This is a genomic window from Proteus sp. STS61-E (assembly GCF_040932335.1).
GTDB lineage: Bacteria > Pseudomonadota > Gammaproteobacteria > Enterobacterales > Enterobacteriaceae > Proteus > Proteus mirabilis_B.
In genome coordinates this window covers 416377-439943 of sequence record NZ_JBFQGE010000004.1, presented here as the reverse complement: position 1 = coordinate 439943, position 23567 = coordinate 416377, and the positions used below count along the sequence as shown (strand labels likewise).

Annotated in this window: 16 protein-coding genes; 15 read left to right on the top strand and 1 reads right to left on the bottom strand. The window is 37.4% G+C overall.

Translation table 11 applies throughout. The annotated features are described in order from the left end of the window. Positions 1–6 precede the first annotated feature (6 nt). The 12 genes from cysN (at position 7) to AB4J89_RS12230 (ending at position 11905) form a co-directional block, all read left to right on the top strand. Complete coding sequence (gene cysN / locus AB4J89_RS12285) at positions 7–1458, top strand: sulfate adenylyltransferase subunit CysN (protein WP_102949464.1); 1452 nt, start codon at positions 7–9, stop codon at positions 1456–1458. After that, positions 1458–2072: an adenylyl-sulfate kinase gene (gene cysC, locus AB4J89_RS12280; protein WP_088494727.1), complete on the top strand. Its 615-nt coding sequence runs from the start codon at positions 1458–1460 to the stop codon at positions 2070–2072. Before cysN ends, cysC begins: the two co-directional genes overlap by 1 nt. A gap of 331 nt (positions 2073–2403) precedes the next feature. Beyond that, the gene (gene ftsB, locus AB4J89_RS12275; RefSeq protein WP_036913758.1) at positions 2404–2694 is read left to right on the top strand and encodes a cell division protein FtsB; all 291 of its coding nucleotides are present in this window, start codon (positions 2404–2406) and stop codon (positions 2692–2694) included. A gap of 39 nt (positions 2695–2733) precedes the next feature. Beyond that, complete coding sequence (ispD, locus tag AB4J89_RS12270) at positions 2734–3480, top strand: 2-C-methyl-D-erythritol 4-phosphate cytidylyltransferase (RefSeq protein WP_088494728.1); 747 nt, start codon at positions 2734–2736, stop codon at positions 3478–3480. A 4-nt stretch (positions 3481–3484) separates the two neighbouring features. Further along, positions 3485–3970: a 2-C-methyl-D-erythritol 2,4-cyclodiphosphate synthase gene (gene ispF, locus AB4J89_RS12265; protein WP_023582677.1), complete on the top strand. Its 486-nt coding sequence runs from the start codon at positions 3485–3487 to the stop codon at positions 3968–3970. Beyond that, positions 3967–5019 carry a tRNA pseudouridine(13) synthase TruD gene (gene truD / locus AB4J89_RS12260; RefSeq protein ID WP_368469413.1) on the top strand — a complete coding sequence of 351 codons (1053 nt, stop codon included), beginning with the start codon at positions 3967–3969 and terminating at the stop codon, positions 5017–5019. The genes ispF and truD overlap by 4 nt, the downstream gene beginning before the upstream one ends. Continuing rightward, complete coding sequence (gene surE, locus AB4J89_RS12255; RefSeq protein WP_088494730.1) at positions 4997–5761, top strand: 5'/3'-nucleotidase SurE; 765 nt, start codon at positions 4997–4999, stop codon at positions 5759–5761. The genes truD and surE overlap by 23 nt, the downstream gene beginning before the upstream one ends. Then, positions 5755–6381 carry a protein-L-isoaspartate(D-aspartate) O-methyltransferase gene (locus AB4J89_RS12250; protein WP_075673789.1) on the top strand — a complete coding sequence of 209 codons (627 nt, stop codon included), beginning with the start codon at positions 5755–5757 and terminating at the stop codon, positions 6379–6381. Before surE ends, AB4J89_RS12250 begins: the two co-directional genes overlap by 7 nt. A 153-nt stretch (positions 6382–6534) precedes the next feature. Beyond that, positions 6535–7653: a murein hydrolase activator NlpD gene (gene nlpD / locus AB4J89_RS12245; RefSeq protein WP_311755821.1), complete on the top strand. Its 1119-nt coding sequence runs from the start codon at positions 6535–6537 to the stop codon at positions 7651–7653. A gap of 687 nt (positions 7654–8340) precedes the next feature. After that, positions 8341–9324, top strand: coding sequence for an RNA polymerase sigma factor RpoS (gene rpoS, locus AB4J89_RS12240; protein WP_023582671.1), 984 nt, complete (start codon positions 8341–8343; stop codon positions 9322–9324). A gap of 170 nt (positions 9325–9494) precedes the next feature. Continuing rightward, on the top strand, positions 9495–10754 hold the full coding sequence (locus AB4J89_RS12235; RefSeq protein ID WP_368469410.1) for a hypothetical protein: 1260 nt from the start codon (positions 9495–9497) through the stop codon (positions 10752–10754). Continuing rightward, complete coding sequence (locus AB4J89_RS12230; RefSeq protein WP_368469408.1) at positions 10751–11905, top strand: hypothetical protein; 1155 nt, start codon at positions 10751–10753, stop codon at positions 11903–11905. Before AB4J89_RS12235 ends, AB4J89_RS12230 begins: the two co-directional genes overlap by 4 nt. 115 nt (positions 11906–12020) lie before the next feature. Here the strand turns inward: AB4J89_RS12230 and mutS are convergent, their stop codons facing one another. Next, a complete protein-coding gene (gene mutS, locus AB4J89_RS12225) occupies positions 12021–14585 on the bottom strand; it encodes a DNA mismatch repair protein MutS (protein ID WP_088494734.1) in 2565 nt (854 codons plus the stop codon). Between the two features lie 561 nt (positions 14586–15146). Between mutS and AB4J89_RS12220 the strand changes: the two genes are divergently transcribed. The 3 genes from AB4J89_RS12220 to AB4J89_RS12210 all read left to right on the top strand — a co-directional run bounded on the left by AB4J89_RS12220 (position 15147) and on the right by AB4J89_RS12210 (position 23530). Beyond that, positions 15147–15914, top strand: coding sequence for a Fic family protein (locus tag AB4J89_RS12220; RefSeq protein ID WP_311755818.1), 768 nt, complete (start codon positions 15147–15149; stop codon positions 15912–15914). 206 nt (positions 15915–16120) lie between these two features. Then, positions 16121–17251 (top strand): DUF3829 domain-containing protein, encoded by a 1131-nt coding sequence (locus AB4J89_RS12215; RefSeq protein ID WP_368469406.1) that lies wholly within the window; start codon positions 16121–16123, stop codon positions 17249–17251. Positions 17252–17584: 333 nt separating this feature from the next. Next, a complete protein-coding gene (locus tag AB4J89_RS12210) occupies positions 17585–23530 on the top strand; it encodes an alpha-2-macroglobulin (protein ID WP_368469404.1) in 5946 nt (1981 codons plus the stop codon). Positions 23531–23567 lie beyond the last annotated feature (37 nt).

Below are 23567 nucleotides of genomic sequence, written 5' to 3'. Positions count from 1 at the left end.
GGAAATATGGGACTTATAGCCATAAAAACAAATCAACTTGTCGCCGGTGAAATTGCACAACAGGGCGGTGTAGAGCGCTATCTCAAGACTCAACAGAATAAAGGATTACTGCGATTTCTAACCTGCGGCAATGTCGATGATGGAAAAAGTACACTAATAGGGCGTTTACTTCATGACACAAGGCAGATCTATGAAGATCAGCTTTCTACATTACAAAATGAAAGTAAAAAGATCGGCACTCAAGGTGAAAAACTCGATCTTGCTTTGCTGGTGGATGGATTAGCAGCAGAAAGAGAGCAAGGGATCACTATTGATGTTGCTTATCGCTATTTTTCAACTTCAAAGCGTAAGTTTATTATTGCTGATACACCCGGACATGCTCAATATACCCGCAATATGGCGACAGGTGCATCAACCAGTACGCTTTCTATTCTGCTGATCGATGCTCGAAAAGGCGTACAAGAACAAACACGGCGACACAGTTTTATCAGCACACTTCTTGGCATCCGCCATTTAATTGTTGCAATCAATAAAATGGATCTGGTGGATTATCAGCAAGCAACTTTTGATTCGATCCAACAAGATTATCTTCATTTTGCCGATCAGCTCCCAACGGATCTAACTATTGAGTTTGTCCCTATTTCCGCCCTTGATGGTGACAATGTGGTTTCTCCCTCATTGAATATGCCTTGGTATCAAGGAAAAACGTTGCTTTCATTATTGGAAGATGCGCCGGTTAAATTAGATTCAGACATGCAATTACTACGTTTTCCTGTGCAATATGTAAATCGCCCAGATTTAGATTTTAGAGGGTACAGCGGTACGGTGTCTTCTGGTGTTCTTTATCAAGGTCAACAAATCAAAGTATTACCTTCGGGGCAACGTTCTACTATCAAACGTATTGTTACTTTTGATGGCGATTTAACACAAGCGAGTGCAGGACAAGCCATCACACTCGTTTTAGCTGATGAAATTGATATTAGTCGAGGGGATATTATCGTTGATGATAACGATACAACTGCCAATATTAGTACTCATGCATTAATTGACGTAGTGTGGATGTCAGAGCAACCCTTAGTACAAGGGCATACTCTAGACATCAAGATCGCAGGCAAAAAAAGCCGTGCCAAAATAGAGAATATCCATTATCAAGTGGATGTGAATAAGCTCACCCAACAAGTAACAGATAACTTAAGTTTAAATGCGATTGGTAGTGTTGAAGCCTCATTTGAAGAGCCACTGGTGCTGGATAACTATCAAGCTAATGCAGATATGGGGGGACTTATCTTTATTGATAGGTTAAGCAATGTCACAGTTGGTGTTGGGCTTATTCGAGAAACAAGAGATAACGCGATACAAACTACGACACAATATGATGCTTTTGAAGTCGAGTTAAATCAACTTATCCGTCGCCATTTTCCCCATTGGGGAGCGAGAGATCTTCTTGGAGGAAAATAGTGGTGATAAGCAACGATATTATTTGGCATCCTCATAAAATTGGATTAAATGAACGCGAATCACAACAAGCACACAAAGGATGTGTGCTTTGGTTTACCGGTTTATCTGGCTCAGGTAAATCCACACTTGCCGATGCACTAGAACAAGCGCTTTATCAGCATTCACAAAAACATTCACTCATTCATACCTATCTATTGGATGGCGATAACTTACGTCATGGATTATGTCGTGATCTCGGATTTAGTGCTGAAGATAGGCACGAAAATATCCGCCGTGTGGGTGAAGTGGCTAAATTGATGGTAGATGCGGGACTGATTGTCTTAACGGCTTTTATCTCGCCTTACCAAAAAGACAGACAACAAGTTAGAGGAAACTTTGATCAAGGAAGATTTATTGAGATCTTTGTTGATACACCACTTTCTATTTGTGAATCCCGTGATCCGAAAGGGCTTTATCAAAAAGCAAGGCGCGGTGAGATAAAGCAATTTTCAGGTATCGATTCGCCTTATGAACAGCCTATTGATCCTGAATTACATTTGGACGGTACACTTCCTATAAATACCCTTATTCAGCAGATCCTCACATACCTACGGCAAAAACAAATTTACTGTTAATTTTATGGTGATATTAAATTATCTCTACACAAATACCCGATAAAAAGGAGATATGTGTAGAGATAATGTATGTATCTAGAGTAAAAAATGCGTATTACGCCATGCTATTTCAATGCGGATTCACGCATTAATTAAGAGCCCATTTATTTATAAATTAACCCCATAGCACTTCATCTTAATAAGAAAAAATCAAACCTTAGTCTGAATTTTATAGAAGTTATCCACGTTTATAGTGAGGATAATGGGAATAATAATGTAATATATTCCAGCACTTTTGTGGCGTCTGTGGTTGAGTTGTGGGATGATTAGCCCATTAATCTTGGGGGTGGTAATGGGGAAATTAACAGTCTTACTTCTGATTTTACTTGGCTGGCTACAATATTCATTGTGGTTAGGTAAAAATGGTATCCATGATTACAACAAAGTAACTCAAGAAGTTGAATCTGCATTGGCGCAAAATACGCAGTTAAAAGAGCGTAATGATCGTCTATTTGCAGAGATTGATGACCTCAATGGCGGGCAAGAAGCACTAGAAGAGCGTGCTCGTAGTGAATTAGGAATGATAAAGCCTAATGAGACATTTTTCCGTATTGTGAGCGATAAATCTCAACCACGTCGTTAATTTATTGAATTAATAGTGTGTCCTGATACAAATATCATAATGAATATAACAAACTCTACTCTTCCTATTGTTGCCGTTATTCCGGCAGCCGGTATCGGAAGTCGAATGCAATCAGTCTGCCCAAAACAATATTTGAAGATTGGCGGATTGACTATTCTTGAACATACCATTAATGCCTTATTGAAACACCCACGTATAACGCAAATTATCGTGGCGATCAGCCCTAATGACAGCTACTTTCACACTTTACCTTTAGCGCAAGATGAAAGAATAATAACGGTTAATGGTGGTGGCGAACGTGCTGACTCAGTATTGTCAGGTTTAGCGTATGTTACTCAACATTTTCCTGAAAACACATGGGCATTAGTTCACGATGCAGCAAGACCTTGCCTACATTTTGGCGATCTTGACCATTTAATTAAACTCATTGATGAAAACGTTATGGAACCTCACTTTTGTGGTGGCATTCTTGCGACACCTGTTCGCGATACAATGAAACGTAGTCATCAACAAGATAATCATATTGAACAAACAGTAGAAAGAACAAAGCTATGGCATGCTTTAACGCCACAATTCTTTCCTGCATTGTTATTAAAACAAAATATAGAAAATGCACTCTCTCAAAAAGCAACGATCACTGATGAAGCCTCAGCGATGGAGTTTGCTGGATATGAACCTTTATTAGTTAAAGGTCGTGCAGATAATATCAAAGTTACTCAGCCAGAAGATTTAGCGCTTGCAGAGTTTTTCCTCTCACGCCAAATCACCAGTATAAGGAACACATAATAAAATGAGAATTGGACACGGTTACGACGTACATAAATTTGGCGGTGAAGGCCCTATTATTATTGGCGGTGTCAGAGTTCCTTATGAACAAGGGCTGTTAGCTCACTCTGATGGCGATGTAGTATTACATGCAGTGACAGATGCTATTTTAGGTGCAGTGGCAATGGGTGACATTGGCACATTGTTTCCTGATACCGACCCTGCATACAAAGGTGCAGATAGCCGTGTACTCCTTCGTGAAGCCTTCTCACGCGTAAGAGCAAAAGGTTACCGAATTGGTAATTTAGATGTCACGATCATTGCTCAGGCTCCCAAAATGCTACCTCATACACCACAAATGCGCGTCAATATCGCAGAAGATCTTCATTGCCACGTTGATGACATCAATGTGAAAGCGACCACAACAGAAAAGCTTGGATTTGTCGGTAGAAAAGAAGGCATTGCCTGTGAAGCCGTTGTTTTACTAATGAAAGAGTCATTACCTGAATGAGTGATTTACCCGAACTCCATTGGTTACATGGAAAACCACAAGCAACAGGTTTATTAAAGTCAATCCCTGAGGATTTTATTGTCTGTGAAGATCTTGGCTTCACCCTTGATGGGGAAGGCGAGCATGTCATGGTGAAAATCAGAAAAACAGGTTGTAATACGGCTTTTGTTGCTGAAAAATTAGCAAAATTTGTTGGTATCCATCCTCGTGATGCCAGTTACGCTGGTCTAAAAGACAGAAATGCAGTGACTGAACAATGGTTTTGTCTGCGTATGCCGGGTAAAGAGATGCCTGATTTCAGCCAGCTAGCTTTAGAAGGTTGTGAAATTCTAGAAACGACTCGTCAACAACGTAAATTACGTATAGGAACACTAAAAGGTAATCACTTTACATTGGTGTTACGAGAGATTTCTGATCGTGATTTTGTTGATGCTCGTTTGGCGCAAATAAAAGCAAAAGGTATCCCCAACTATTTTGGTGCTCAACGATTTGGTCGTAATGGTGATAATTTACGACAAGCCATGCGTTGGGCAACAGACGAAATCCGCGTAAAAGAACGAGGAAAGCGTAGCTTTTACCTCTCCGCAGCCCGTAGTGCGATGTTTAATCATATTGTCAGCAGAAGATTGGAATGTGATTTATATTCAAAAGTGATGCTCGGTGATGCAATGCAACTTCATGGGCGAGGTAGCTGGTTTGTTGTTGATGAAGCAGAACTAGCTCAAACACAAACTCGTTATGAAGAGCACGATGTTCATATTACTGCGCCTTTACCGGGTAAAGGTGATTTAGGTACTCAATCACAAGCATTAGATTTTGAAACTGAAAATCTGGCAGAATATGAAGCCTTCTGGTCGCTGGCTCGACAAGAACGTGTTGATAATACAAGACGTGCTATCAATGTATTACCAGAAAATATGTCATGGAATTGGGTAGACGATACCACTGTTTCTCTGTCATTCTTTTTACCCGCAGGAAGCTTTGCAACTAGCGTTGTACGTGAATTAATTTTATTAGGGAATGATGATGCTGAAAATATTGGTGAGTAATGATGATGGTGTGATGGCGAAGGGGATACAGACCCTCGCTAAAGCGTTACGCCAGCGTTATGATGTACAAATTGTTGCACCTGATCGTAATCGTAGTGCTGCATCTAACTCTTTAACAATCGACAGACCTCTACGCAAGCAAGAGCTTGAAAATGGGGATATTGCAATTGTTGAGGGGACACCAACAGATTGTGTTTATCTTGGTGTAAATCACTTAGTGCGCCCTCGTCCTGATATTGTGGTTTCTGGTATTAATCATGGTCCTAATTTGGGTGATGATGTTATTTATTCAGGTACAGTTGCTGCGGCAACAGAAGGGCGTTTTTTAGGTTTGCCTGCCATTGCTGTTTCACTTGATGGTGAAACCCACTTTGAGACAGCTGCTCAAGTAACTTGTGAAGTCTTGGCAATGTTACAACAAGTACCTTTAAGAGCGGGCAATATTCTAAATATTAACGTACCTGATATTCCTCTTGATGAAGTAAAGGGTTTTCGTATTACACGCTGTGGTAGTCGTCATGCATCACAACATGTTTATACACATACTGATCCTAGAGGGAATAGTCTTTATTGGATTGGGCCTCCAGGCGAAAAAAATGATGTAGGTCCCGATACAGATTTTGCTGCTGTTGATGAAGGTTATGTTTCGATAACCCCATTACATGTTGATTTAACAGCCTATAAAGCACTTGATTTACTACAAAATTGGTTAAATAAAGCAGAGGTCAAAAAAACATGTTAAGTCGGTCAATGAAAGACTTACTGACAATGTTAAAACAACATGGCATCAAGGATGAGAGCCTGTTGGAAGCAATGAGTAAAGTACCTAGAGAGCTTTTTATTGATGAAGCGCTTTCTCATAAGGCTTATGAAAATACGGCTTTGCCTATTGGCAATGGGCAAACTATTTCACAGCCTTATATTGTCGCCAAAATGACAACATTACTGGAATTACAAAGTACAGATTCTGTATTAGAAATTGGTACAGGTTCGGGATATCAAACCGCCGTATTAGCAAATTTAGTCCATCATGTTAGTTCTGTTGAGCGTATAAAGATATTGCAATGGCAAGCTAAACGACGTTTTAAACATCTTGATTTACATAATATCTCGACACGTCATGGTGATGGATGGGAAGGTTGGTCATCAAAAGCCCCTTTTAATGCCATAATAGTGACAGCATGTGCAACAGAAGTACCACAACAGTTATTGATGCAGTTAGCCGATGGTGGCAGGATGATAATACCTGTCGGTGAACAACAACAAATACTGAAGTTTATCCGACGTTTAGGTAATGATTTTCACTACCAATCTATAGAAACAGTTAGATTTGTTCCTTTAATTGCAGGCGAGTTAGCATAACTTCCAGATAAATCTGACCGTTTTTTATTACTGCTTTTTAATAGCTTGTCGTAATCTGCACTAATAAATGAAACATTTTCAAAAAATTGCAGTCTTTTTGTTTAACTCGACAAATTGCTAGATGCTAATGCCTTTTTAAAGGGAGAAGGAAGTATGAATTCAGAAAGCCCAATTAAGCATGTCCGCTGGGCAATCATGTGTTCGGTAATTGGATTTGCATTAACAGGCTGTGCAGATACACCTTATCGTCCTGCACCAATTACCTCTGTAAATGATAGCTCTTCAAATAATACGGTATCAACCGCACCTGTAATGACTAACAGTAATGCGACGCCTATTGAAAGAACTACCCCCTTACAATCGTCACCTCCTCCTTCAATTAAGGTGAACTCCGCTTCGTCTAATGGAGGCGTGGTTCAATCGCAAAGCCAGCCTCGTCCTCAAACATCGGTTGCAGCTCAAAATGTAAGTACTGATGGCACTGGACGCATTGTGTATAACCGTAACTACGAGAGTATTCCGAAAGGAAACTACAACGGTAATACATACACCGTAAAACGTGGTGATACCATGTTCTATATCGCTTGGATAACAGATAGTGATGTAAAAGAACTGGCGTCAATGAATAACATCCCAGAGCCTTATAGCTTAAACGTAGGGCAAGTGTTGAATATTGGTAACCGTCAGGTCAATACGGGAACAAATACCAATGTCAACACATCGGTTATTAATCAATCAAGTAATGCTGGTGTTCAAACGGCGCATACCAAACCAACAAATAATGGTGCAATGGGACCATTAATTACTAAACCGGCAACAACACAACCGAAGACAACGACTCCGCCACCAACAACAAATACAAATACCACAACTGCGGCAACACCTGCACCTACGGCGGTTTCTGGTAAGTGGATTTGGCCTGCACAAGGCAACATTATCGAAAGCTATTCAAGTGCGCCGGGTGGTAATAAAGGTATCGATATCGGTGGTACAAAAGGTTCACCAATTGTTGCAACTGCAGCGGGTAAAGTGGTTTATGCAGGTAGTGCATTACGTGGCTATGGCAACCTCGTTATCATCAAGCATAATGACGAATACCTCAGCGCATATGCACATAACGACACCATTTTGGTACGCGAACAACAAAATGTGAATGCAGGTCAGCAAATTGCCACAATGGGTAGCTCTGGAACCAGTTCTGTCCGACTACACTTTGAGATCCGTTATAAAGAAAAATCACTCAACCCAATGAGTTATTTACCTAAGAAATAGATAAGTGATTTTTTACACGTATAGTGAATAATCCTAAAGTTAAGCCCTCTTCTTTACAAAAAGAAGAGGGCTTTTTCTTATCTGTAATTAATTAAAATATTGAAACAAAATAAATTTTACCTAAGTATAAGTGCTTATTTAAAGATTATTAAAAATGAGAGGTCAATATAAAATTATAGATAACGCTAAATTAGATGGTTGATTCTCAATCAATGAATGCGTATGCTAAAAATTGTTATATAAAAAATGAATAAAGATTCGTTGTTATGAAAAGATGAACTATAAAACAACCTCTTGTTTAGGTAGGTATTTTCTTTATTAGATTATCTTTTTAATAATAGTACGTAATATAAATTATTGGATATTATTTTATTATTATGGATTTTTATTTGTTTTTTTAGATGTAAATAGTCACAAATAGCGCATCAAATAGAGTAATTTTACGTATAGATAAATATACGTAAAATATAATAAAAAAACTGTTAATAACCTGCACTCAATAGTTAAGTTATATATTGAATAAAGAAAGAATAAAATTAACAGTAAAATAGATTATGTTATCTTTTATTTTGTAATTCGTTACAAGGGAAAATCAGTAAACCCGTTGTGTCGTGACACAGCGATAAACTGGTAAACAGACTTTAATTATGAGTCGTTTACCTAAATTATCAAGGGTAGGAGCAGCTGATGAGCCAAAGTACGCTAAGAGTAGACGAGTTATATACAGATGAAATTGAAGAGAACATGGAAGAGTTCGATGAAGTTGCTGCAAAAGAGGCAGAAAATGAGTCTGATGCTCAAGATGAAATTGAACTTATTGAAGGAGTCAACCAGCGTGCGCTCGATGCAACTCAGCTTTATTTAGGAGAAATTGGTTATTCTCCGTTGCTGACCGCTGAAGAAGAAGTTTTCTTTGCCCGTAGAGCGTTGCGAGGCGATATTCCATCAAGACAACGAATGATAGAAAGTAACCTACGTTTAGTTGTTAAGATCTCTCGTCGTTATACAAACCGAGGTCTTGCCCTGCTTGATTTGATTGAAGAAGGGAACTTAGGACTTATTCGTGCTGTTGAAAAATTCGATCCTGAAAAAGGTTTCCGTTTTTCAACTTATGCGACATGGTGGATACGTCAAACTATTGAACGTGCCATTATGAACCAGACTCGTACTATCCGCCTTCCCATTCATATCGTTAAAGAGCTGAATGTTTATTTAAGAACAGCAAGAGAATTAGCACATAAACTCGATCATGAGCCTAGTGTTGAAGAGATTGCACAAACACTTGATAAACCAGTTGAAGATGTGAGTAAGATGCTGCGTTTAAATGAACGTATTACTTCTGTTGATACCCCAATTGGTGGTGATTCAGATAAAGCCTTACTCGATATTATCTCTGACGAAAATGAAGAAGGGCCGGAAGCAACAATTCAAAATAATAACCTCAAGGAAAATATCATAAAGTGGTTATTTGAATTGAATCCTAAGCAACGTGAAGTATTAGCACGTCGTTTTGGATTATTAGGCTATGAAGCAGAAACTTTAGAAGATGTTGGTAGAGAAATTGGTCTAACAAGAGAAAGAGTTCGTCAAATTCAAGTTGAAGGACTACGCCGCTTAAAAGACATTCTACAAAGTCAGGGATTATGTATTGAAGCACTTTTCAAAGCATAGTTAGCCACCCTTTTTCTGTTTATAGCTTTAATTGACAGATTGTTATTACCAAAGCCGATTAGTGGATTTACTAATCGGCTTTTCTTTATCTTGTATTATGCGATTCAAAACGATAAAACAAGAGCGCAGTCTTGCACCTTGTTAGCCTGATGAAAGTGATAAAGGAAGATATGAAAGATTATTTTTTAAACGTTAAATTAGAACGTTGCGATTTTAACCAAAGTAAAATCTCCCCGAATGGAATGGTGAGAATAATAGCATCAGGTAAAAACTTCTATCTTAATGAAGAGGATTTTACTAATTCTCAAGATTTTCTTAAACGATTAAAACAAGGCGATGAGCTTAAAATCTGTGCTGAATTATTGAAAGATGGCAGTTTCTGGGTGCAATGGATTTATCATGATACAAAAGGAAGGCTTGAGCCTGAAAGAAAATTCACGCTAACAGCAAAGCAACAAAAATGGTTATTGCTTGCATTTATTCTGACACTTGTTGGCGGTTATTGGAGCTATTTTTCAATTCTCCATCTTGAGGTGAATTTCTTTATCGTTGTTTCTATGGTTATTGCATGTGGTGCGGTGATGGCGGGGATCAGTTATATCGGAGAAAAAGCTTATCGCTATTTTCAGCGCTCCAGACCTAAACATAGAAAGAGAATAAAAGCATTAGATAAAGTTATCGCCAAGCAAGCCTTGATAGCTCCAGATGGCGAGCACCTCATTATTACTGGAATAAAATCGGCACCATTACCTTCATTGACTGTGAGTAAAAAATCGTTTCCTCAAATAAATCAAAGTAAAGTACAACGAGTTCGAGGAACAATACAAATTCATAGTACTAATAGAATTAAAATGCATCATCGCAACGGCGAGACGGTGATAATGCAAGTATCCTGTCTGATTGATAATCATCCTTTCGTATTAAGTTATAGAGAACGCTTATTTTATTCTGATCATAATCTGTTTCTTGCTGATGGTGATGATGTTGAACTGTTCTTTTGGCAAGCTGAAGATAAGAACTCAGGGCCTGTTGTCTTGGGCGTTTATAATCATACAGATAATGGCGCTTATTCAATATCAGGACAAATGTATATTGGTCACCAGCGTACATATCGTTTATCACTGTTAATAGTCGCATTAGTCAGTATTTTTATTTTCTCAATGGTTGCAAGTTTCTCTATTTCTGATGTTTATGATAATGGCAATTATTGGGATAAATGGGATTGGTATTCTATTGGTGATAGCTTTTTAGGAATGGGGATTATCTATGGCTTAATCATGAGTGGCATAGCCTTTTTAACTGCCTTGTTTTCAAATCTTTATATTTTGTTATCAGAAAAAGGTCATAGCAGTTATCAAACCTATTTTTTACTTCAGCAGCAATGTGTTGAAAGCAAACAACCGCTGTATATTACGGAGCTGCGCCAATGAATCCTTTTTTCCGTAAGCCTTTTATTATTATCACAAGTTTATTTATTTTAAGCTTATTGCTTTTTTATGGCGTGCTTTTTCATGGATTCGCTTCTAAGTGGCAATGGAAAAATGAAAACGCTTCTGAATTATCTTCATACCCTTATTCTCACTATGATTGGCGTAATACTTTTTATGCTTCTAGCGGAATGTTAATTAAAACTGAATCTGATAGTGGGCGATATGATGTAGATATTTATGGCAGACTGCACCGCCAAGATAACCAGAGAAAATATACACTGTACTTTTCTGATAAAGAAGGTATGCGCTTTGTATCACAAGGTCAAGGTAGCTTTTATAACGCTTACTGTGTTGTTGATAAATGTGTTTTATTTACAGAGCAGGGACGACAAACTATAGATTTGACAGAGTTTACAGTAGCAGATTTAATTCCTTGGCAAGAGACTAACAATGGTTATTATCGTTTTCCTTTAGCGCTTATTGGTGGAAAATTACTCTTTTCACAAACAACATCGCAATTAGTATTAGTTGATAATAAGACGATATTAACAAGTTTAGATGAAGGCGAAAGCTGGGAATATTCAGTTAATACTGAAGATCTGGTGAAGCAATATTACGCTGAAGATTTCGGTGAGTTTACACAATTGCATTACGCTCTATCAGGTGATTCCCTCATTATTTTTTATAATCACCATTACACTACAAATACGTTAGAAATCACGCTAAATTTAGTGAATAAAGAAGTGACAAAAACGCGCTGGCTCCCTTTGCGTGTTAAAGAAGTTGCCCAAAATGCTAATGGTGATACCTATCTTATCACTCAACACGCTTCTCGTGATCTCTATTCTGTTGTTCGACGCCAATCTGATGGGAATTTAAACACTTTCTATGAAAGTGGTTATAAATATATAAATGATTTAATGGTAAGTAATGACAGTTTAATTCTAAATAAAGGTTATAACGATGATAAAGTCACGTTAGTTTTTTCATTGAAAACAAAAGATTATACATCTTATGAGAAAATTACTGATGATATGATGTTTAATCCTGCTTTATCATCATTTGTTCGCTTATTTGACAACTATGGTGATAAAGACACTTTATTGTTATTGGGTGAGCGACTGAAATATAGCCATGCTTCAATTAATTAATTCTGTATTTATCTTTGATTACTTTAGTTTGAAAAATTAAAAAGTCAGCCATAAAAAAGGCTCTGTAAAATCAAACAGAGCCTTTTTGCTATCAATATTTAGTATTTTTTATGACTTATTTTGCCATCTCTTTTAAACGATAGAGTTGTTCTAAGGCTTGTCTAGGTGTTAATGCATCAGGATCGATTTTATCTAATGCTAATTCAATGGCAGAAGGCTCGGCTTCTGTTAATAACATCAGCTGTGACGTTTCAACATGACCAGAGCCAGTATGACCTGATAGCATTTCAAGCTCTTTTAATTTCTGTTTAGCACGACGGATCACCTCTTTTGGTACACCCGCTAATGATGCCACAGCTAAACCATAGCTTTTACTTGCAGCACCTTCTTGGACGCTGTGCATAAAGGCAATAGTATCACCATGTTCAACGGCATCTAAGTGAATGTTTGCAGTACCTTCAAGTTTTTCAGGCAGTGTCGTTAATTCAAAATAGTGGGTTGCAAAGAGAGTCATCGCTTTAATGCGATTTGCTAAGTTTTCAGCACAAGCCCAAGCCAAAGATAATCCGTCATAAGTGGATGTACCTCGACCGATTTCATCCATTAAGACCAAACTGTTTTCTGTCGCATTATGCAAAATATTGGCAGTTTCTGTCATTTCAACCATAAAAGTAGAACGTCCAGAAGCAAGATCATCAGAAGCACCCACACGTGTAAAGATACGATCGACAGGACCAATTAAAGCTTTTTCAGCAGGTACAAAGCTACCAATATAAGCAAGTAAAGTAATTAATGCGGCTTGGCGCATATAAGTACTTTTACCACCCATATTAGGGCCTGTAATGATCAATAAACGACGTTGAGGTGCTAATTGTAATGGGTTTGAAATAAACGGTTCGCTAAGGACTTGTTCAACAACTGGGTGACGTCCCCCAGTGATTTGAATACCTGTTTTTTCACTCAATTCTGGGCGAGTATAATTTAATGATTCAGCTCGCTCAGCAAGGTTAGAAAGAACATCTGTTTCAGCTAAAGCCTCTGCACTAATTTGTAATGCTGTAAGGTGAGGTAATAGCTTTTCAAAAATCTCTTCATAAAGCATTTTTTCGATAGCTAATGCCTTACCTTTAGAAGTTAATACCTTGTCTTCATACTCTTTTAATTCAGGAATGATATAACGTTCAGCATTTTTCAACGTTTGACGACGAACATAGTGCATAGGCACTAAGTTGCTTTGCCCGCGACTGACTTGGATGTAATAGCCATGTACACCATTAAAGCCAACTTTTAGAGTATCAATACCCCATTTTTCACGTTCACGGATTTCAAGTTTATCAAGGTAATCACTTGCACCATCGGCTAATGCACGCCATTCGTCTAACTCGGCATTATAGCCAGAGGCAATAACACCACCGTCACGTACTAATACAGGTGGTGTTTCAACAATGGCGTGTTCGAGTAATTCACATAATTCATCGAACTGGCTAATGCGCTTTTGTAATTCTTTAATATAAGGCATATCAGCTTGTTCAAGCACTTGATGAATATCGTGATATTGCTGGAAAGCATGGCGCATACGAGAAAGATCACGAGGACGTGCAGAGCGTAGAGCTAAACGTGCTAAGACTCGTTCTAGATCACCAATTTGTCGTAAAAAAGGTTGCAGTTCAAAATAGAGAGGCTGTAATGCACTAATAGCATCTTGGCGTTTGATCAATTGTTCACGTTGGCGCAAAGGCGAGTGTATCCAACGTTTCAGCATACGGCTTCCCATCGGGGTAACACAAAGATCAAGTACGGATGCGAGTGTGTTATCGGTACCACCTGCAAGATTTTGAGTTAATTCGAGATTACGACGAGTTGCCGCATCTAAAATAATTGAATCTTGAGGGCGTTCCATTGTGATGCTGCGGATATGAGGCAATGCAGTGCGTTGTGTATCTTTCACATATTGTAATAAGCACCCTGCAGCACAGAGTGCCAAATGTGCATTTTCAACACCAAAGCCCGTTAAATCACGAGTACCAAATTGCAGATTCAGCTGTTGTTTTGCGGTTTCTGGTTCAAATTCCCAAATAGGGCGACGGCGCAAGCCTTGCTGGCGCTCAATCAGTGCCATTGACTCAAAAGTTTCTGGATAGAGTAATTCGGCTGGATGAGTGCGTTGCAATTCAGCAATCATGCTTTCACTATCTGGCATTTCAGTAACACGAAAACGCCCTGATGTGATATCTAACGTTGCATAACCAAATGCGCCATTCTTATCTTGCCAAATAGCCGCTAAAAGGTTGTCTTGGCGCTCTTCAAGTAAGGCTTCATCAGTGACAGTACCCGGCGTTACAATACGAATAACTTTGCGTTCGACAGGGCCTTTACTGGTTGCAGGATCGCCTATTTGTTCACAAATAGCGACAGATTCCCCTAATTGCACTAATTTAGCGAGATAATTTTCAACAGCATGATGTGGAACACCTGCCATAGGAATAGGTTGGCCTGCGGACTGACCTCGTTTTGTTAATGAAATATCTAATAAGCGAGAGGCTTTTTTAGCATCATCAAAAAACAGTTCATAAAAGTCACCCATACGATAGAACAGTAAGATTTCAGGATGCTCTGCTTTAATCTTAAGATACTGCTGCATCATTGGTGTGTGGGAGTCTAAGTGTTGAATGTCAGTCATGTTGTTGTCTGTCTTAACGTATTGAATTTTGAGTTATTTGTGAAAATCTGTTGTTACACCGCATATCGTTCTATTTCACAAGCATTGTATGATCATATCACAAGGTTTCAGTTCATTGTTTTAATGATCCAAATATCTTTTTAGACCAAAAGCCAAATAATTTACGCACTATAATATCGTTGATTCACCATTAATGACAATCTGCACTTTTCTGAAAACCCTTTATTTTTAATTTATTACATATTGATTTAAATGATGTTTTATTACATTGATAAATAAAGTGGGATACCTTTCACACACAAAATATAAATACGCAAATGACGAAAACAAGACAAGATATTTAAATACTAAACATAAGAAAATCATCTCTTTTGTGGCACAACTCGCATAAAAAGAGTTTGTTAGCTATTCTTCGATTTTTAATAGATGTAAAAAATCAAGAGTGTGTAAGAGTAATAGGGTATCTTATGGATAATTAAACAAAAAATAGATAAATAATATTTTTTAGTTATCGTCTTACAGTCGCTAGATTTTCTTGAAATAAACATAAAGAGCCACATTATGAGCCGTAAATATTCGCCCCCCTATACAATTACATCTTCAATTCTTAACTCTGTGGCAGAAATTAGTGAGTTATTAGGGTATTGGTCGGCGACGGGAAAATTAGCTTCACCACAATTACGCAAAGAAAATCGTATTCGTACCATTCAAGCCTCCTTAGCGATAGAGCAAAATAGCTTATCGACTAAACAAATCACTGCAATCATGGATGGAAAACAAGTCTTAGGCCCAATTAAAGAAATCCAAGAAGTTCGTAATGCCATTCTTGCTTATGAAAAAATACCTGATTGGGATAGTAATAATGCAGAACATTTCCTTGATGCTCATGCTTTATTAATGCAAGGGCTTATAGATTATCCTGGGGCTTGGCGTAATGGTGATGTTGGTATTTATCGAGATAGTCAATTAATTCATATGGCTCCACCTTCAAGCCAAATAGTAAGATTGATTGCATCTTTATTTGATTGGCTAAAATCCACTGATGTTCATCCATTAATTAAAAGCTGTGTATTTCACTATGAATTGGAATTCATCCATCCATTTTCTGATGGAAATGGTCGGATGGGACGATTATGGCAATCTGTTATTTTAAGCAAATGGCGTACAGAGTTTGCTTGGTTACCAGTTGAAACACTTATCCAGCAACATCAAGATGATTATTATCGAGTATTAGGTGAGGCTGAAAAACAGAGTGATAGTACCTGTTTTATTGATTTTATATTAAAGTTTATTGCTCAGACGTTAAAAGAAGGAATTGAAAATAGCTAATATAGGATATCTATAAATTCTTTAAAAAATATTTATAAATATATAACGTTATATTTAAGTAAATATACTTTTCTGATTGACTCTAAATACTCTTATAAAGAGTATTGTTGCGATGCTTCAAATTAATTAAATAAATAATAGTCATTAATTATTAAACTCATTATAGTTTGTAGTGAATTTATTACTTAATAATATAATGAGGGATTATGAAAAAGAGCATATTAGTATCAATAATAAGTTTTTTATTAATATCAGCAGTAGGTTGTGATAATTCAAATGAAAATTCGAATACAGGAACACCTTCGCAAGATAAAACAGAGCAAACAACACAATCTAAGCCTGATTCAAAAAACACTCAATCTGATGAAGTTCAATTTAGCCAGAAAATTGAAAAAGGTAACTTGTGGTTAGCAACGTTTAACGAAGATTTTGGCACCATCATTCAGAAAAAAACCGGCAGACTTTCGGGCACAATTAACATTAATCTTTTAGATAACACGGAAAAAGTTTTAACAAGTTTAAGTTCTGATAATGGCAAAACCCTTGATCTAACGCCGTTCAAAATACTCGAAAATGAAGCAGAGACAGATCAAATAAAAAGAATGAAAGCGAACAGTGCGCTAATGCCTGTTAGAAGTACCTTCTCTATGCATTTGAGCGAATCAGGTGCCGAACGCGCTCAAGAGTCTTTCGAATTTATGAAAACATTTTCGCCTACACTTCCAGAGTTAGACGCTGTGGGGAATGCTTATGGTGAAAGTTATGTTGATCTATATAAGAAACTGCTGAAGTTGGGCGATTATCTCGTTGTAAAAGAAACATACCGTTTAGATGATTTTGCACAAGCAAGTACTTTGTATGAAGATGTGAAAAATGCTTATGCCAAACTAATCGATGAGAAAGAAAAAGCCGCTGAGGCATATGAAAACTATTACCAAGCAATGCATATTGAAGAGCTTGAATTAGTGAAAAAAGAAGGCTTAGTTGTTCGTTATCAAATTATGCAATCATTGGATACAGTAACCAATACTCTTGATTCAATGAATCCAGATAAAATTGATGTGACTGCACTCTCTGCGGCAATTACCAAAATTGAGGCACAATCAATTGAATTAGGAAAAGTATTTGGTGATGAAGCATTGCTAAATAAAGAAAATATGAAAGGGACTGATTATTCAGTTAAAGAGTATTTAAAGCTATACCAACAACTTGTTATTGAGTTAAAAGTATTAGAGAAAAAACTCAATGAGAATAAGGATACATCAGGTAGCTTAAATACAATTTCAAATGAATATAAATACTTGATAGAGAACTATAACTCTTTAATAGCGAAGTAATATTTACGCTATAAAAATGTAAATCGCACTTTAATAGTGCGATTTTTCTCGCAAAATTTATCTTTTTCACTGTGTTTTATTAAACATTAAATGATTGTTAGAAAAAGATGATACAAACTAATGCTCAGAAGAGTCTTGAAATAGAGTGGAATGCTAGGAAAAAAATATTAAGAATGTAATCTATCTTTATACAATAAAATTATAAATTAATGATAAGTATTTATTCTTATTCTGCATTCTTACTTTATTATAGTTGTGTTATCTATTTTGCTCTTTGGTTTAATTTTACTGATAAAAAATGCGTTTTTATCGGTGCAATATAGGACTATCTATATGGACGTACTGCGTTTTTTACTTTCTCTCCCTTTTAAACTGATCCGTTTATTTGGGTGGGTCATTGTTTTTTGTATTCGTCTTTTAGAGAAGATACTCAGCCCATTTATAGGGCAAATACAATGGAGTACGCCTGTCTGGATTGACTTTGTTGCCCGCCATTTACGAAAGTTCGAAAATGGTATAGTAAGTCACCCTAAAACCGCATTAGGTTCTATTATTTTTCTTATTGTTGCGTCATTTGGCAGCTATTACGGTTATCACAGTTATCTCAATCGACCTGTTCCTATCGATGTCGCTCCTATCGTTGTACAAAATGTAAATGTGAAGCTTATAGGTCCTGCACAAATCAATTATGCAAATGATAACCCTCAACCACAGAAAATCATTTTATCTTTTTCTCGATCAGCAGCACCGATTACACTTATTGATAAAGAGGTAACCGAAGGTGTGACATTAACACCTGCGATTGAGGGTAATTGGCAGTGGCAAAATGGCTCGACCCTTGTATTTACAGCTAAAAAGCCTTTTGCTATGGGCAATGAATATAAAATTCAGCTTGATGAAACTAAACTATTAGCACCACAATTTTCATTGAAATCAAATAAATATGAATTTAAAACAACCTCTTTTGATTACAGTTTAGGAGATAGTGAGTTTTATCAAGATCCTCAAAATCCATCACAAAAACACGCCATTATAAAGATCTCTTTTAACGCTCCTGTCGATATTCAGAGTTTTGAAAAACGCCTTTCAATGAAATACGGCGATAATGAAAAGCTGAAATATGTCATCAATTACGATAATAAAAAATTAACGGCTTGGGTTCACTCAGAGCAATTAACGCTAAAAGACATTAGTAGCAAGGTTTTTCTTAAAATTGAACCGGGTATTGCCACAACAGTAACCGCCAATACAACATCAAAAGAAAAAACATATCATGTTGAGATCCCAAGTCTATATAGCCTTAATGTTTCAAATGTAGAGAGCGAATTGGTTGAGTCTGAAAATGGGAAAGATGCGCGGGTAATTATCATTTCATTAAGTGATGAATTAAATGAAAAAGAGATAAAAAATGAAGTTTCTGCGTGGTTATTGCCTCAACACAATTTAGAATTAGAGAATACTGACATTCGCCAAGATGAAGACGATTATTACGATTGGAACTTGAATGATGTGAGTAAAACTATTCTTGCTCAATCAGAGAAGCTAACGCTTGAGATGAATGATAATGAGCAAGAAAATCAAGCCAATTTTGCTTTTAAATACAATGCGCCAGCATATCGACACATATTGGTTAAAATCCCAAGTGGGATAACATCGGTAGGCGGATACCAACTAAAAGAAGATCGTTACCAAATTGTCAGTGTGCCTGACTATCCGCAAATGCTGAACTTTGTTTCTGAAGGTGCTTTGCTTTCTATGACGGGTGACAAGCGGATCACTGTTTCTGCTCGTAATTTACCAGGGCTACAACTTGATATAAAACGAGTCATTCCAGGTCAGTTACAACACATTGTTTCCTTTAAAGATAAATACTTTACTTCAACACGATTTTCTCGCCTTAATGATGAATATTTCACGGAACACTTTACTTATCAAACAGCATTGAATAATGAAAACAAAGGTGAAATTCAATATAAAGGTATCGATTTAAGTCGCTATTTATCAGCTGATCCTAATGCTAGGCGCGGTATATTTTTATTAAAACTCTCTTCATGGGACCCTAATAAAGCATCCCAAATAGACGAAGATGACGATGAATATTACGAAGATGATGATGACGAAGAGCTTTCTGATGCGCGCTTTGTTGTCGTGACAGATTTAGGGATTATTGCTAAATCATCAATTGATGGTTCTCGAGATGTCTTTATACAATCTATCTATAACGGTGCGCCTGTTAGCGATGCGAAAGTCTCAGTTATTGCTAAAAACGGGACAACATTATTGAGCAAAATGACTAGCGCTGATGGTCATGTCGTTTTCCCTAATCTTAAAGATTTTAGAAATGAACAAACTGCCGTTCTCTTTTTAGTTGAAAAAGATGGCGATATTTCATTTTTACCAACAGATGCTTATTACGATAGGCAACTTAACCTATCTCGTTTTGATATCTTCGGTGATGATACACCAAGAGATCCGCGTACTCTCGATAGCTTCTTATTTTCTGATAGAGGCGTTTATCGACCGGGTGAAACTTTCAATATTGGTCTTATTACACGTACCTTTGACTGGAAAACAGCCCTTGAAGGCGTACCTTTGCGTGTTGAAATTCGAGACCCTCGTAATACATTGATGCTAAATCAATCTATGGTGTTAAACGAGTTTGGTTTCAATGAATTAAGCTATACCACATCAGAAAACTCGCCCACTGGAGATTGGAATATCTATCTCTATTTAGTTGGTAAAAATAATGAAGATGCCAGCTTATTAGGGAGTACAACGATTGTGGTTAAAGAGTTTGAGCCTGATTTACTTAAGGTTGCTCTTAATCTAACGCCAGATAGACAACAAGGATGGGTGAAACCTTCTGAATTAAAAGCTTCAATCGATGTACAAAATTTATTTGGCACTCCGGCACAAGATAGACGAGTTGCTTCTAAATTAACCTTAAGGCCAATTTATCCTAATTTTTCACGTTATTCCGATTATCGTTTTTATGAAAACCGTCGTAATCACGATAGTTTTGAAACCGATTTAGAAGAAACAGCAACGAATGAAAAAGGGCTGGCGGATATTGATTTAGGGTTAACATCTTATGATGATGCTACTTATCAATTGCAACTTATTTCTGAAGCATTTGATGCTGGAAGTGGTCGTTCTGTAACGGCTGCTGCGCGTGTTATGGTATCTCCTCATGATTATCTGATTGGTGTAAAAGCAGATGGAACGCTTGACTATATTAATCAAAATGCACAGCGTAATCTCAATTTCATTGCAATTGATCCGACATTAAAACAAATTGCTCAAGAAGCATTAACGTTAGAACGCTATGAGCAAAAATACCTCTCTGTTTTGACGCGACAAAATTCAGGTGTTTATAAATATCAATCTAAACTCAAAGAAGTGTTTATTGATGATGTTTCACTCTCCATTGATGAAAAGGGAAGCTCTTTTGCATTAGAAACACAAACACCGGGTAACTTTGTATTATTAGTCAAAAATAAAGAGGGCAGTGTACTCAATCGTATTAATTACACCGTTGCGGGTAATGCGAATGTGACTCGCTCACTTGATCGCGAAGCCGAGTTGCAACTCACTTTAAATAAAGACACATATAAAGCGGGTGAGGAGATCGAGATTGCTATCAATGCCCCTTATGTTGGTAGCGGTATTATCACGATAGAAAAAGATAAAGTTTATTATTGGCAATGGTTTACATCTTCAACAACAAATTCGGTACAAAAAATCCGTGTTCCTGCGCAATTGCAAGGTAATGGCTACATCAACGTTCAATTTGTTAGAGATATAAATTCTGATGAAATATTTATGAGCCCACTTAGCTATGGCGTTGTACCGTTTAAAGTCAGTCGTGAAAACTTCCAAGCTCAAATTGAATTAGAGTCACCAGATGTTATCAAACCGGGTGATACCTTACCGATTACGGTAAAAACAGATAGTCCACAACAAGTTGCTGTTTTTGCTGTAGATGAAGGTATCTTGCAAGTAGCTCGATATAAATTAAAAGATCCATTGGATTACTTTTTCCGTAAGCGCTCATTAGAAGTTGAAAGCACGCAAATACTGGATCTCATTTTGCCTGAATTTAGCAAAATGATGTCACTGGCTTCAGCGCCGGGTGGTGATGCGGGGGAAGGTGTCGATCTCTATCTAAATCCATTTAAACGCAAGAAAGAAGAGCCAGTCGCTTATTGGTCTGGTATCACAGAAGTAGATGGAGAAGCTGTCTTTAACTATAAAGTGCCAGAGTATTTTAATGGCAAAATAAGAGTTATGGCGGTATCTGTTACACCAAATCGTATTGGAAATACGCAGCGCTATACGACTGTGCGTGATGATTTTGTATTAAGTCCACATATTCCTACTACAGTGGCGCCTAATGATGAATTTGATGTCACTTTAGGTATCGCAAATAATCTGACTGACCTTAACGGCGTTGCAACAAAACTCGATGTGGCGATAACACCAGCGCCTCAATTAGAGGTTATTGGACAGAACAGTTATCAACTGACATTAGGTGAGAAAAAAGAAACGGTAGTTTCCTTTAGATTAAAAGCGAAATCGCAATTAGGTAATGGCGCTATCACTTTCTCAGTGAATACCGAAGGTAAAGTGACTCAAAGAACGGTGAACCTCTCTATTCGCCCAGCTTCAGCTTATCGCACTCAATCAAGCTTAGGTCGTATGGATGGTAAAGAGCAGAGTGTTACATATATTCGCCAAATGTATGATGAGTATGCGAAAAGGGATGCGCGTGTTTCTTACTCGCCTTTAGTGCTAAGCAGCGCATTAGCGCAATATCTGGCTAATTATCCTTATAATTGTTCAGAGCAAATAACCAGTCAGGCAATACCGTTGTTATTCCATCAACGTAATCCTGAAATGAAGGCGATATATTCACAAGATAAAATTCGTACTCAACTTGAACAGACAATGGCAACATTACTGACTCGCCAAAATGGTCAAGGTGCTATCGGAACATGGCGTTCAACACCATCGACTGATCCATTTGTGACTTTATATGTCGTTCAATTCTTACTTGAAGCACAAGAGGCGAATTACCCTGTATCAGATACTCTATTACGTTCATCCAATGAATATTTAACTAAGCTTGCCGTCAATGCTGGGTTAAATAATCAAGATGAACTTAGAATGCGTGCTTTTGCAGTCTATTTGTTAACACGCCAAGGTAAAGTGACTACGGGCGAAATTGCGGCTATTCAAACGCGAATGCAAAAGAATTATCCAAAAACATGGCAAAGTGATTTAGGCGCTTTATATCTAGCGGCATCTTACAAAATGCTGAAAATGGATAAACAAGCGGATGAATTGCTCAAACCTACATGGCAAGAGCTAAGCAAAGCTTATAGTAAAGCGTGGTGGTCACATGACTACTTAGATCCTCTGATCCAAGACAGTACAAGACTGTATTTGATTGTGAAACATTTTCCAGAAAAAGCGGGAGATATTCCGCCACAACTACTGGAAAATATGGTAATGAGTTTTAAAGAAGAGCGCTATACCACACAATCATCAGCAATGAGTATCTTGGCGTTAGAGCATTACACTAAACAGATCCAAAATATGGCAACGCCGACACAGCCATTAATTGTAAGTGTAAAAAGTGGTGAAAATCCACCAGTTGTTATTTCATCAATGACAAATGCTACTGCGATAGGCCAGTTTAAAGCAGGTATTAAAGAGATCTTATTTAATAACCCAACGAATAACGCAGCTTGGTATGTTGTGACACAATCTGGTTTTGATAGTGAACAACCTAAAGAAGCACTTTCACAAGGATTAGAAATTTCTCGTGACTATGTGAATGAAAAAGGCGAGGTTGTTAATAGTGCAACCTTGGGTGAAAAGCTTTATGTGCATATAAAAATCAGAGCGAATGCAAAACAAGGTGTGAATAATGTCGTGCTGGTGGACTTGCTACCTGGTGGTTTTGAAGTTGTACAACAATCAATGGACGATGTGGACAATCCTGAAGTCGAATGGTTATCACCAACCGGTAGCAAAGGAACACGTTGGTCACCAGAATACAGCGATATTCGAGAAGATCGTGTCATTATTTATGGTACTGCAACTCAACAAGTACAAGAGTTTGTCTACCAAATTAAAGCCACTAATTCAGGAATATTCTCTATACCGCCAGCATTTGCAGAAGCTATGTATGACAGGGAAATACAAGCATTAGCGATTGGTAAAGGTGCTATGACTGTCAACAAACCGACGCAAAATAATGGCAATGTAAAATGAAATTAGTTTGGGTTTCAAACGCTTGTTTCTGGTTTTT